The sequence below is a fragment of the Xanthomonas sp. WHRI 6106 genome, assembly GCF_040202405.1.
Lineage (GTDB): Bacteria > Pseudomonadota > Gammaproteobacteria > Xanthomonadales > Xanthomonadaceae > Xanthomonas > Xanthomonas cannabis.
In genome coordinates this window covers 1-12,262 of the sequence record NZ_JBEGFC010000007.1, presented here as the reverse complement: position 1 = coordinate 12,262, position 12,262 = coordinate 1, and the positions used below count along the sequence as shown (strand labels likewise).

Genomic DNA, 12,262 nt, shown 5'->3' with positions numbered 1-12,262 from the left:
AGCAGCATTGGCCAGCTCCCAAGCGTTGAGGCTACAGCCTCCATCTGCTGGGAGAGCAAGGATGCGTGGCCACGTCATGGCGGCACTGCTGACCATCGCCACGGTTGCAACGGCAAAGGTCAGAGGCTGAGCCAGAGTCGCGCCGGAGAGCAGCATGCGACGCTTGAGTTAAGCCCAACTGCCAAGCGCAAGCTGCCTGGACGAATTGTCAGGCACCCGTGGGCCGGGAGAGAAGGAATGGCCAGCTGATGTTCGCTAAGTACTGAGGTGTAATGGGCAAGCATACTGAGCAGCTTGCTGTGTACCTCTTTGAGCTCATCAGAGGCATCGGGACCACCGGCTAGCGCGTCGGCGACCTGGGCACACAGCGCATGGCGTGTATTTCCTTGCAGCAAACTCCTGAAGACTTTCGCCCAGGATGACGAAGCACAGCCATGTTAGGTCGATCGGAGTAGATCTCAACGCTTTCGAATGCGCCTCTGACTCCTGAGGGCCTCTGACGTTGAGCCAAACGTACGGCACGCCATTGTCCATGGCGCAACGGATAAACACCTGCATCATCCATTGCACGCTGTGTGACTGCGCTCCAGCGAAGCCGAGTTGCTTAAGGCAGCGGCCGCGTAAGCACAGCGTAGGGACGCATTGATTGTTTGCGGGTAATGGCCATCGCTGATTTCGCCGGGTGGCGGCACCGCAGCGCGTTTGACGTCATTGCAACGTTGCGATGACGCTGGTACTGAAGCAATCACGTTCAGTGGATGCGTAAGAGGAGATCGCATTGATAAGGCACCCAGCTGTGGCAACATTCCAGATTGTAGAGATGTGGAGATATGAGCATTCAAACAAGAACCGCTAATGCATTCGCGATCCGCTCTTTTCTGTCGCTTGTTGGTGGAGTGGTCTTGGTTCAAGTCGGAAGCGCGCTGGGCAAGGGCTCCTCTTATCAGATCAACTGGTACTTTATTGCCCTTTGTGCAGGCTATGCATTAATTCCGATCGCCATTCTCCGGGCCATCCGGCGCCGCCCCACTTTTTCCAGGCGTCTGTATTCGATAATTCTCAACGTGCTGGCGCTGTTGGCAGTTGTGGGAGGAATCGTTTCTTCCCTGATTCCCTTTTCGGGTCCGTGAAACTCTAGAACGGCGACGTTGCTCCCTCCCGCTTGCAAACCAGGCGTGGCAGACCAGCGATCTGCCACGCCCACGCTCACATCGCCTTCTTGATGGCTTCCGCCTTCGCCAGGTGCTGCTCGACGTGCGTCTTGGTCTCGGTCAGGTGTTGCTTGACCGGCTCGGTGGACGCGGCCGTCATCATCTGCGACTCGATCAGCTGCAAGGCGTCCTTGTGCCCAGCGATCATTGCATCGATGTAGGCCGCCGCGTAGTCCTTGCCGGACTTCTGCCCCAGCGTGGACAGGTCCTGCTCGCCCTTGCTCTCCAGCTTCTTGACGTCCGGGGTTTCGGCCAGCGTCCCCAGCGCCTTGGTCTTTTCCAGGTTCTCGGTGTGCTCCTTCTCCATCATCTTCGCGTACTCGAGCACCGCGCCGGTGACCTTCTTGTCCTGCGCCTGCTTCGCTGCGGCGATCTCGTGGTTGTTCACCGCCCCGAGCAGGCCCAGGGCGATGTCGTCTCCGGAGCTCGCGCGCGCAGCGCCTTCCGGCGCCGGGCTGGCTTCGCCAACAGGCGGCGTGGTCGGGGTCGCCGCCCCACCGGTCGGCGTCGGCTCGGTGGACGCGGCAGGCGCTGCGGCCTCCTTGTCGGCATTCGGCTTGCAGCCAGCGAGCGCCAGCGCCGCGACCATGGACAGGACCAACAGTGATTGTTTCATGCTCCACTCCCTTTCGATTGAAGACAGCAGCATCGCCCTCCCCAGGTGAAGAGGGCTCATACACGTCCACTGGGGTAATCAGACACAAGCATGGGCCGCGGGGCGAAGACACAACGCCGCACCATGCACCGCACTGCACGCGGCGGCACGCGCCTGCGCACGGGGGTGGAACTGTACGTGGGCCAGCGCGGCTCTGACATGCGTGGCGTGTGGTGACACTTTCCTGCTGAAAAACGGCCCGGTTTGCCGCAGACTACTGCGCCACATTTGGAGTGATTGCCATGCGTAAGGCCTGGATGCTCGCCCTGTTGGGCATTTCGCCATTGGTCCACGCCGCGCCTGCTGACGACGATGGCACGTGCCGCAACGGGTTGTTCACCAGCGCGCCGGTGGCATTCTCCCTCGGCAAGGTCGTCCCGCCGCGCCTGTACCTGCTCAAGGACACCGATGGCTGCCCGGACACGGGCGGAGCCGCATGCCAGGGGCGCGCCTACGTGGTCAAGAACGATATCGTCCTGACGGCGCAGCGCCGCAATGCCTACGTCTGCGTGCTCTATCCCAACAAGGGCGGCGGCACCGCCGGTTGGGTCGCACAGTCCAGCCTGCAGATGCAGCCAAGCACGGCCACGCCCACAGCGCAGGCGTGGAACGGCCATTGGCACGACGGCGACAACACCCTGCAGTTGGCCGCCAATGGCGACGGCAGCATCACCGTCAACGGCGATGCGTACTGGCCCAGCGCCCATCCCGACCCGGAACAGACGCCGGGCGGCCCGCACATGGGTTCGGTCACCGCGCGCGGCTATCCAGACGGCAACCGCGTCGAGGTCAACGAGGACACGTGCAAGGTACGCCTGCAGTTGCTGGGCGACATGCTGCTGGTCGACGACAACCTGGAATGCGGTGGAATGAACGTGTCCTTCGGTGGGGTGTACCGAAAGAAGTAATCGCAAGCCTAGCCACCCTGCGCGTCGCACTCCTGCAGAGAACGGCGCACACGTGGTTGCGCGACGGAGAAGGGCGCGGTGACGACGAGCATGGTGTGATACCTGAGACGTGAGCGCTGCAACGAGGCAACTCCTACCTGAGCAAGTTGTCAGGCGCTCCGTTGATGCTTCCCAGCAAGAAAAGCGATTGCCTCCGGATCCTGGCTAGTGATGTGATCCGTGAGGTGAAAGACCTCCTTGCACCACGGGTGAGTCAGCGCCTGGGCCCGGTCGAGCACTGCCCCAAGAAATGTTGCACTGGACCATGGCGACTCTGCGGCGTCGGTGAGCCCGACGTTATACGTCCCCTCGGTAGCCCAGAGGCGGAACGGAAATGCAAGGCGATCTGCTGGCGAGGCCGATTCACCCCACTCGCCGAGGCTGATCAAACCGCTTATATGCTCCGGTTCGTGCCCGGGCGTGTACTGAAGGTAGTAAACGGCGTGCGCGTTACCGTCATCTGTAACGAAACGCGTGAGGCGAACGGTCTCTTTACCGCAACACTCGCAGTAGGAAACGCTTGGTGGTTCGAACTCGATTGCGATCATGTATTTTTGGCGCCTGAAACCAGAGGGACGTCGCGCCGCCCAGTGGGGGACGGTATGAATGCGTCGTCAGAGAGATACCAGTGAATCGTTACTTCTCAGGCCAAGTCATGCAATGCGCGTTCGACGTGTCAGGCCTCATATCGCACCGGACAAGGAACTAAAGACGGCGGACGGCGCTTGAGAGAGGCAGGCAACCAGAGCCGATCTGCCTGGCGGCCCCCCAGGTCCAAGTGACGCATGCGACACAATCAGCATCGAACCTGCCCAATCCAGGCCAAACCTGCCATTACCATGGTTGATATAGGCTGCACGTAGCAGATAAGGCCCGGTAGACGCCGGGCATGCAAAATCAGGCCGGCCAAAGGAGGCCATGTCACTTTGCTCCTGAGCCAGGAAGGCGGCATCTGCAAGCAAGGCTTCCGCGTTCGATAACATTGGCGCCGGAACCTTAAAAAACGCACTTTCGGGAATCGCAGTCCAATCGCGCCAACTGCCGGCCGAATCAGGCACTGGCTCAAGCCAAGCTTTGGGAACGGCAGCGGTGGCAGAGGACGATAGGAATATTAATAAAAGTGTCGCCAGATACGTCATGAAGGATGAGCTCCTGAATTGAGCCGCGTCGCGAGGCGGGTTCGGCTTGAATGAATTGTCAGGATTTCCAAGACAGGAGACCAGCAGCGATAAGCTTGAGACGCACCATGGCCTCCTCGGTGCCGAGCCTGCCGGCCTTGCCATAGCTGGCATGAGTCGCAGGGGCTTCGGGAGGGAGATAAGCCAGGACGGTCTCAGCCAGTGCGCGATGTGGAGCTATGCGGGCTGCCAGCAGTCCTAGCAGCGCCTGGCCCGTAGCGTCGGACTCATGCCCATCCAGCGCGTACGCCCAGTAAAAGTTGTCGTACGCTGCACGGAAAGCTTCGAACGACAACGCACCGGCAGCACACTGCCGCACCAACTCATCGTGGTGATCGAGCGCGAGAACAAGTTCCGGCTCTGAAGGGTAAGTGGCCATATGCTCCAAAGGACCTGACGCCCGCGTCACCTCGACGTTGCCGTGGAGGCAGTGCCGCTCACGTTACCTGCCATGCGACCGCTTGGATAGCGCCTTCAGCGCCTTTAGGTCAAGCGTAGTCTCCAGTGGTGCGGTCCTTGAGCAACTGCCCAGCATCAGAGGCTGGGAACTGCTGGCGTATACCAGCAGATCGGAACCCAAGAGCGGGACGAATCCATCACCGACAAAACGGATTGAATCTTCCGCTGTTGCCTGGACACGGTCGCCTGGCTTCAGATGACTTTTCCAGACCTTCAGCACGCGAAGCTCGACGAACTGCACAGCATCCCGACCAAAACCGGGTGCCGCATAGCTCCTTTCAACATGCGCAGAGACCACGTGCTGAGCAGAGGAGTAGGCCTGCGCCGTGGATTGCTGCCTACCGCATGAGATGGCCATGGCAGGCCCAGTGACGGCGAGGCAAGCAATGACAACGGCGACTTTCAGCATGCTGCCCACCAGTTGAAGAGATTCGTGCCGCGCCAAGGGACAGCTTGGATAAGTTAGCGCTCAGCAAGCGTGAACGCATCGCCGACCGCGGCGAATGGCTGGCCCAGCTGGAGCGCCCCACGCGCATCACGCGAGTGCGGTATGAAGACCTCGACTGACTCGCCCGACACATGCGCCAATCGCGTACAGATTGCATCCGTCTTGTCCTCCCGCCCGGGTAGCACCACAGACATCTCCATGCAGATGCCGGCGGCCCGGATGGCACCAAGACGGGCAGATTGCGAGAAGGATGCTTGAAGTAGCTCGACCATCTTCGCCGATACGGAACGTTCAACCCCACGCTCACCAGCCACCTGAGCAATTGTCCCATCTGGACGCATCAAGACACCGAATGGGATGAACTCGCCATGTGCCAGCAGCATGTACTCGGCGAATCCACGCGCCGCGTTATTGAGGGAATTCAGATCTTCGGAAGCCACAGTACCGTCCTGATCATGCCTGCTACGGGAATGCGGCAACGCAAATGCCTGGCGATACGTTGGTCGCCGTCGATTGCTATCGGCGATCGAATCCATCGCCTGGCAGTCTGCATCCGCCTCTTCGACGATCACCCAGCGGCCCTGGATGAAGGATTGTCAGTTGCCACTCGCGGCCTGGCCGAGTACCGGCTGGGTTGCACGGAACTCCGCACTGGCCCGGGGGTGCCAGGGAAACAGGCCGGACTTGGACGGCCACACAATCTGGTAAAGCGGAAAGTCGTCCCCCTGATAGTACCAGCGTGCAAAACCCACATGCTCGTAATACTCCGACAATGGGACTTCGGCAAAACAGCAGGAATGGTGATTGATGAGGGCATCTGTTGGGTGTGACATATCGAGCGGTGTTCCGGCTCGCGCCGCATCCGCAACGATCGAGAGGATCTGGTGCGATACCCTTGAGGACAAGCCAAAGATGAGCAATTCCGGGTGCCCAAATGTCTGGTACAGGCCAACGGTAAAGGAGTACCCAACCTGCTCGCCCTCCTCCATGATGTGGATGCAATGCCATCCATATTCGGCAACGTCATCAAGTAGCTGCCGCTCACTTTCGTCTATACCAACAGTGCGAACCATGCGTTGCGCCTGACTGCGGCCCGACCGCCCAAGTGCGGTACGGCACTATCCTCGCCGAGCGGTCAAGTAAGGTCAATCTGGAATTCACCTGCACAGCCTGCCGGATCCACAGGCGAGCGAGATACGCACGCTGGCGCAGCGTGGCGTGGTACCGCGACTGGCACCATGCCTGGTCTTCTAAGCAGGCTTTGGCTACCAGCCTTTCGGAATCCGCTACGCTCAACCCCAACACGTGAACGCGAGACAGGCAATGAAGTTGACAGCTGCGCAAATCCTTTCGATGCCTGGTCAAGTCGAAGAGAACATCAGTAAACACTTCGCTGTCATTCGCCTGGCTGCGAGCAAGGGGGCGGATGTGCTGGTCTTTCCCGAGCTTTCGCTCACCGGTTACGAACCAGCACTGGCACAGGCCCTGGCGGTGCACCCGGCTGATCAGCGCTTTGATCCGTTTCAGGCGGCAAGTGACCGGTACGGCATGCTCATCGCCGTTGGAGTACCTACGAAGGGGGCGAAAGGCATCGAAATCAGCATGCTCTGCTTCCAACCGGGGCTGGAGCGCACAAGCTACTCCAAACAGCAGCTACACCCCGACGAGTTCCCGTTTTTCACCGCCGGTACCGAGCAGCTTGTGCTCAGACACGCAGATCAGGTGCTGGCGCCTGCCATTTGCTACGAGTCACTGCAGGCAAGCCATGCGGAACAAGCTGCAACGTTAGATGCTGGCGTGTATATGGCAAGCGTGGCCAAATCCAACAGAGGCGTGACATCGGCCTACAGCCATTATCCGACGATTGCAAAAACGCATTCCATGGCTGTCTTGATGGCGAATTGTGTAGGCCCTGCCGACACCTTCATCGGAGCCGGTCGGTCTGCCATCTGGAGCAGTGTCGGTGAACTCGTTTGCAGCGCTGACGCCTTCCAGGAGGCATTGGTGGCGTACGACACGAAGGATGGAGAAGCGAGCGTCTTTAGATTGGTTTGAGGTCTGGCCAAGACTAATGGGAGCCACGGTGACGACCAGCTCGCCGTTGCGCATGCGGATGTGGAGTTTGCTGCCGATGATGAAGCCGAGTTGTTCCAGCCAGCGGCCGCGTAGGCGTAGCGTGGGGATGCGTTGGTGGTGGCGGGGTAATAGCCGTAGCCAACGGTGCAGCGTTGCGGAGCACGTGGGTGGCGGGGCTCTGTGCGGGGCTCGGGATGGAGGTGGGTCATCAGGCTGAATCCTCTACCGACTAATGGTCCTGGAATCGGGGGCGGGTCAGCGCAACAACTAGCCTCGTTATTGGCCCGAAGTCGGGCTTACTTCCCGTAGAAGTGCGCTCGTCGGTCACATGGGGAGCAGGTATTACTCTGCTAGGTAGGTCGCCACTAGCAGATCCCTACCGTTACATTTGGCGAGCCTATGCAAATCCACGATATCGTAGGTTCAACCGGATCGTCATCTGAGAGGGTTCCTACGGCCAATGTGTGTGCAGTGGAGAATATGCCGCCCGGAAACTAAATTACGCACCTCCGACATACATGAAAAACTTATGAAAATAACTATTCTACAAAACCTTAGTCCGGGCTGGGGGTTCTTCTTTGGCGCCATTCCGGGCATAGTTTTTATCTTCATAAACATGTGGATCTTTGCAAGGCTATCTAAACGGGTTCGTGCTCTTGCACTGGCAGAGGGTCAGGATTGGCATGTCAAGAGGGATTTTGTTCAATTAATTAGAGCCCTAGAAGATCCTAATCAAATTCTATGTCCTGGTGAGAGCAAAGGGCTCGCCGACATCAAAAAAATTCTCATAAAAGAGCAATGGCGTTTTATGGCCAAACACCTTTTTGGTGGATTACTGATCGCGCTTGGAGGAACGGTAGGGACTGTGCTCGGCGTGTATGTGCAAGACCAGTTTAATGCGGACAGCGAACGCAAAATATCATCGGCATTGTCGAACCATCTGATGGGCGAGATCGCGTGTGGCCGCGACGGTGCTGACCGAAGAAGGCCACGCAGGCGCAACTTATTTCCTCACCGGGCCAGAGACACTCGACATGCAGGCGGCAACCGCGCGCCTGTCGCACGGCATTGGCCGCAAGGTGCGTTATCTCAACCTACCGACACCGGTATTCCGCGTGCTGATGCGTGCCACGGGCAACTCGCCCTGGATGGCCAAGGGCCTCACGGTGCAGTTCGCGGACGTGGTGGCAGGCCATCACGATATCGACCCCACCTTCGAGATCGAACGGCTCACCGGAGTGCCACCACGTACATTCGATGACTTTATTCGCGACCACAGGCAGTCGTTTGTGGGTTAGTCGTTAGCAGGCCGGGTTAAGGGCTTTCCAGCAGGCCCGATCTGGTGCTCTTCCGATAGCTGGAAGCCTAAGGTTCCTCGTCATCCTCAGCTGTCTCGATGCGCGAGTTACGTACCAAGCTGGCGTGGTCGCCTGGCATGCAGGTTGCGATTGCAGCCAGGACATCTGCTGGCGAAGCAAGAATGATCTGGAACACCCTCATTGGACAACTCGTCCAACGCTTGATCTGCTAGCAAGATGGTCCCGACGCTTGCCATGAGTGCTAATCCCTGGGCTTAGCCGCACCGCAAAGCAATTTGGGCCTGGACGAAGTATTACGCCTACATCTGCGCTGACGCATGGGCGGCCAGGAACTTGGCGATGCTATCAGGCTCGCGCTTGGACCCCGGGAGCCATTGCGGCTGCCACTCCGTGATGCGTGCGGCGCGTTCGTGCTGATAGACTCCGGGCTTCGGCTCATTGATGGATTCCAGCTGCCGCACAAGCACTAAAGGCGGCTCGGCCCCCTTGTGATCCCGCGAGAAGGCCAATGCCGGCTCGTATTGCGCAAACGCGGCAAAGTAATCAGCGTCTCCGGCCAGTGGTTCCGCTCCCTGCTCGGGATGAAGCCAGACCCTGTACTCAAGGACTTGGTCATAGAAGTAGCCGGCTCCAGACTTCGACTGACCTGGATAGGTTCCGACACGTGATGGCTCGGCTGCCAACGGATAGCGGCTCTGCTCTGATACGGATTGATCGACGTGTGCCGGCGAAAACGGAGCCACTGAGCGAGAGCACGCCACAGCAAGAACCACGGACAATACTGCGATAAAGAAACCCGCTTGCTTCATTGTTACCAACAGTTCCTAGCCCATGAGTGAAGACGCGCCGCGCTGGTCTGGCTCGGACGAGTTGTTAGGCTCAGCCGGAGGCTCTTCGATTCCAACGGAGAGGGTGCCCCATTGACTTCCCAAGTGCCCCAACCCGCTTCAGGCCCTTTTATAAGCCTGTTTCTGCTTTTGGGGATGTATCTGAATAACTGAACCTGCCCCCCCCCTTCTCTCTCGACTCCTGACAGCTACGCTTACGCGTTTGACCTGGATCATGCGACCGGCAGTGTCGTACAGCTTCTCGCGTACCTTGCCGCCGATGGTGAGGGATTTGCCAAACTTGTCGTAGGCGCGCGCCACCCCTGCAATCGTACTCAGACTGGGGCTACGGATGTCTAGCCGAGCTATTCATTTCGACTTGCAATAATAAACTCCCTCCCCATCGGAAACCCATTCAATTCCATAAATCCAGTGAGACTTGTACGAATGCTCGAGCAAAAGCATCATCCTCTTTTTGCAAAATCGATAGCTAACTGAATAAGGTGATTTTGCAGGCACAACCTCTACCCACCCTGTTTTTAATGCTAGGCTCCTGAAATTAGCTAGTGGAGGAACCTTTCCGGGACTCAAGCGAATGTTACCTGACAGACCGCCGGCAACGCTAACTCGATCAAAAAAATTTATGGGTGTTCCTCCAAAGCTTTGCGCAAACGGTTCGATTTCAGCTTTTAGCGTACTGATTCCGGGCTTTCCAGACAAATCTTTAGCTTTAGACTTCTGTGAAGACAAATAGATGCCGCAGGCTAGACAAGCGCAAGTGGCGGCAAAAAAGAAATAATTCAGTATCTTTACCATCCCCATCCCCATCCTCATCCTCATCCTCATCCCCATCCTCATCCCCAACCATCGTTGCTGATAACCTCACCTTTTTCACCACCAAATCCTCCGGTACCACGACCTTTCGTGATAGAAACTCCCATACCCACTCCGATTTCGGTGGTAGATCCCGCTCCAGGTGAGTAGCTATATGCTCAGCCGAGTGGCTCATACGCTCCAAGCCCGGCCAATCCAGGACCGGTGAAAAGATTATTCAATTGAGCGTCGTTTGGACGCCCTTCACAGTCGTTAACCCATCCCACGCTGGCTGAAATGCCTGCGGATATCGAATGGGGATATATCTTTGCTATCCCCTTACTCATATAGACTCGACCATTCCTTCCCCGCGTGAAGGAAAGGGTACCGGGACCATAATTGAATGATACTTTTACAAAATCAGGGCCCCTAAGATTTACGCCATCTTCCCAAGAGAGTCTGCGCCCCCCGTTATTAAAAGAACCGACCGACTCCAGGCCTAATAGATCAAGCATTTCGTATGGATTTGCAGAGACATATGAATAGGTGCTTATGTCAGCTGCTATACCAATCGGATCACTCTGCCCGTACCGACCAGTGGCCGCATCGTAATCGCGGAAGTAGTTCTGATTGAACCCGCTGGCCGCATCAAACCGCTGCCCTGGGAACCGCATGTCGAACACCATCGCAGTGCTGTCTCCATCCGGATCCTGGTTGGGCGCGGTGTTTCCGAAGGCTTCGCCTTTCAGGCTCCAGCTCCATACGGCAACGTCGCGGGCGGCATCCACGACCACACGCGGGCTGCCTAGGTGGTCGGGTTCGATGTAGTGCAATTGACCCCCGTTGGCCAGCAGGCCCACCGGCAGGTCGTCCAGCCAGATTGCTTGTTGCTTGGGTGCACCGTTGGTGTCGTAGTCGCCGAGCCAGTGGCCGGCCTCGTCGTAGAGCGTATAGGTGTTGGTGGTGCCCAGATAACGGCGTACCTGCTCTCCGCGGCCGTTGTAGCGGTAGTTCATGACCGCGACGCCTGCACGCTTGACCTGGGTCATGCGGCCCGTGGTGTCGTACAGGTACTCGCGTGCCTTACCGCCGATGGTGAGGGTGTTGCCCATCTTGTCGTAGGTGCGCGCCACGCCTGCGACTGCGCTCAGGCGGTGGTTGGTCGTCGGATAGGTGTAAGCCTGGGTGGCGCCGCCGACCTTGGCACTCAGGCGATTGCCGGTGCCATCGTAGCTATAGCCGTCGATCACCGCCTCGGTAGCGCCATCCTTGAGCGCGGTGAGCCGGCCCAGGGCGTCGTAGTCCAGTCGCAAGTCCGGTGTGGGGTTGCCAGCCGGGGTCAGAGCGGTGAGGTACCGATTGGATCGATGCCAATTCATCTTCCCAAGGCCCCTCCACAGTAGGCCCCTCCACAGTTCTGAATGAATTATCTACTCAGGAAAAGGCCAGTTCTTATGCCAAGGCAATTCGCATCCTAACCATTCTGTACCCTCAAAAATAATTTTTTTCATCTTTTCATATTTTCCAAGCACCCTGGGATGAAAAATTCGATCTGAATTTAAAAACTCGATTGAGTTTTTCAGAATGGATTTTTCTTCCGAGTTTTCTTCTATTTTAATAATAAACTCATGTTCGTCGTCAAATAAAGTCCATATCCAGTACCCGATCGACCTAACCGCATTATCCTCAGTTTTTTTTGGCCAATTCCCCTCAAATTCACTTGAGGAAAGTCGGTTTTCATCTAGCTTCCGCAGCAAGTCAACTCCGATATTTCTAGCAGAATGGTCGATCACTGAGCACCTCGACATTTTACAAAAGCATTCAATGCTTCAACGTGCTCTGTTATTGCACCAATCCCTGCTCCAATAATACCTGCCCTCTTAACTACCGTTCCTATTCCGAGTCTACCAATAGTTCTCCCGACCCCATTTCCCAGGTAGCGTCTGGAGTAACTCGTGTAACGCCCGCTGGGACCTCCACCTGCCACCCCACCACGCGGCTTAATTGCTGACTTATTGACCACCTGCGCGGATCCACCAAAGATTGCGGAACCGGCGCCAAATCCCACAATCGAATTAACTGACTCTTCCATAGAGTAAGTACTTAGAGCAGCATCAAGACGGTCTTCCTTTGGTTTATCTTCACAAAGACCAGAAGGATCTAGGTGGCTAACTGGGCTTCCTTCAACATAAACGTATGTACCAACTCCTGCTCTTAATCCAATCGGATCACTCTGTCCATACCGACCAGTGGCCGCATCGTAATCGCGGAAGTAGTTCTGATTGAACCCGCTGGCCGCATCAAACCGCTGCCCTGGGAACCGCATGTC

Annotated in this window: 14 protein-coding genes and 2 pseudogenes; 4 read left to right on the top strand and 12 right to left on the bottom strand. The window is 57.4% G+C overall.

The genetic code is table 11. The features are described from left to right. Positions 1 to 119: 119 nt before the first annotated feature. Positions 120 to 395, bottom strand: a complete 276-nt coding sequence (locus ABQZ09_RS19900; RefSeq protein WP_503018964.1) for a DUF6959 family protein — start codon at positions 393 to 395, stop codon at positions 120 to 122. Positions 396 to 830: 435 nt separating this feature from the next. On the opposite strand from ABQZ09_RS19900, the gene ABQZ09_RS11735 reads away from it, so the two are divergent. Then, on the top strand, positions 831 to 1,130 hold the full coding sequence (locus ABQZ09_RS11735) for a hypothetical protein (protein ID WP_349776948.1): 300 nt from the start codon (positions 831 to 833) through the stop codon (positions 1,128 to 1,130). A 76-nt stretch (positions 1,131 to 1,206) separates the two neighbouring features. On the opposite strand, the gene ABQZ09_RS11730 is transcribed toward ABQZ09_RS11735, so the two are convergent. Further along, positions 1,207 to 1,827 (bottom strand): DUF4142 domain-containing protein, encoded by a 621-nt coding sequence (locus ABQZ09_RS11730; RefSeq protein ID WP_349776947.1) that lies wholly within the window; start codon positions 1,825 to 1,827, stop codon positions 1,207 to 1,209. A gap of 281 nt (positions 1,828 to 2,108) precedes the next feature. Here ABQZ09_RS11730 and ABQZ09_RS11725 point away from each other — a divergent pair, with 281 nt between their 5' ends. After that, a complete protein-coding gene (locus tag ABQZ09_RS11725) occupies positions 2,109 to 2,774 on the top strand; it encodes a hypothetical protein (protein ID WP_349776946.1) in 666 nt (221 codons plus the stop codon). A 1,236-nt stretch (positions 2,775 to 4,010) separates the two neighbouring features. Here ABQZ09_RS11725 and ABQZ09_RS11720 read toward each other — a convergent pair. The 4 genes from ABQZ09_RS11720 to ABQZ09_RS11705 form a co-directional block, all read right to left on the bottom strand. Beyond that, the gene (locus ABQZ09_RS11720; RefSeq protein WP_184553671.1) at positions 4,011 to 4,370 is read right to left on the bottom strand and encodes a hypothetical protein; all 360 of its coding nucleotides are present in this window, start codon (positions 4,368 to 4,370) and stop codon (positions 4,011 to 4,013) included. 63 nt (positions 4,371 to 4,433) lie between these two features. Continuing rightward, on the bottom strand, positions 4,434 to 4,859 hold the full coding sequence (locus tag ABQZ09_RS11715) for a hypothetical protein (RefSeq protein ID WP_349776945.1): 426 nt from the start codon (positions 4,857 to 4,859) through the stop codon (positions 4,434 to 4,436). A gap of 53 nt (positions 4,860 to 4,912) precedes the next feature. Further along, positions 4,913 to 5,470, bottom strand: coding sequence for a hypothetical protein (locus ABQZ09_RS11710; RefSeq protein WP_349776944.1), 558 nt, complete (start codon positions 5,468 to 5,470; stop codon positions 4,913 to 4,915). A 24-nt stretch (positions 5,471 to 5,494) separates the two neighbouring features. Continuing rightward, a complete protein-coding gene (locus tag ABQZ09_RS11705) occupies positions 5,495 to 5,971 on the bottom strand; it encodes a DUF4262 domain-containing protein (RefSeq protein WP_228313233.1) in 477 nt (158 codons plus the stop codon). A 250-nt stretch (positions 5,972 to 6,221) separates the two neighbouring features. Between ABQZ09_RS11705 and ABQZ09_RS11700 the strand changes: the two genes are divergently transcribed. Beyond that, positions 6,222 to 6,953 carry a carbon-nitrogen hydrolase family protein gene (locus tag ABQZ09_RS11700; protein ID WP_228313232.1) on the top strand — a complete coding sequence of 244 codons (732 nt, stop codon included), beginning with the start codon at positions 6,222 to 6,224 and terminating at the stop codon, positions 6,951 to 6,953. A gap of 21 nt (positions 6,954 to 6,974) precedes the next feature. Here the strand turns inward: ABQZ09_RS11700 and ABQZ09_RS11695 are convergent. Next, positions 6,975 to 7,162: pseudogene (locus ABQZ09_RS11695) on the bottom strand (SymE family type I addiction module toxin); the annotation flags it as partial. Positions 7,163 to 7,933: 771 nt separating this feature from the next. Between ABQZ09_RS11695 and ABQZ09_RS11690 the strand changes: the two are divergent. After that, a complete protein-coding gene (locus ABQZ09_RS11690) occupies positions 7,934 to 8,272 on the top strand; it encodes a Rossmann-fold NAD(P)-binding domain-containing protein (protein ID WP_228313231.1) in 339 nt (112 codons plus the stop codon). Positions 8,273 to 8,592: 320 nt separating this feature from the next. Here the strand turns inward: ABQZ09_RS11690 and ABQZ09_RS11685 are convergent, their stop codons facing one another. The 5 genes and pseudogenes from ABQZ09_RS11685 to ABQZ09_RS11665 all read right to left on the bottom strand — a co-directional run. After that, a complete protein-coding gene (locus ABQZ09_RS11685; protein ID WP_349776943.1) occupies positions 8,593 to 9,102 on the bottom strand; it encodes a hypothetical protein in 510 nt (169 codons plus the stop codon). A 387-nt stretch (positions 9,103 to 9,489) separates the two neighbouring features. Then, complete coding sequence (locus ABQZ09_RS11680; protein WP_349776942.1) at positions 9,490 to 9,936, bottom strand: hypothetical protein; 447 nt, start codon at positions 9,934 to 9,936, stop codon at positions 9,490 to 9,492. Positions 9,937 to 10,112: 176 nt separating this feature from the next. Continuing rightward, positions 10,113 to 11,305: pseudogene (locus ABQZ09_RS11675) on the bottom strand (RHS repeat-associated core domain-containing protein); the annotation flags it as partial. Positions 11,306 to 11,363: 58 nt separating this feature from the next. Further along, a complete protein-coding gene (locus tag ABQZ09_RS11670; protein ID WP_349776941.1) occupies positions 11,364 to 11,726 on the bottom strand; it encodes a hypothetical protein in 363 nt (120 codons plus the stop codon). Further along, on the bottom strand, positions 11,723 to 12,262 hold a 540-nt coding region (locus tag ABQZ09_RS11665; protein WP_349776940.1), incomplete at its 5' end, for an RHS repeat-associated core domain-containing protein. The genes ABQZ09_RS11670 and ABQZ09_RS11665, both read right to left, overlap by 4 nt.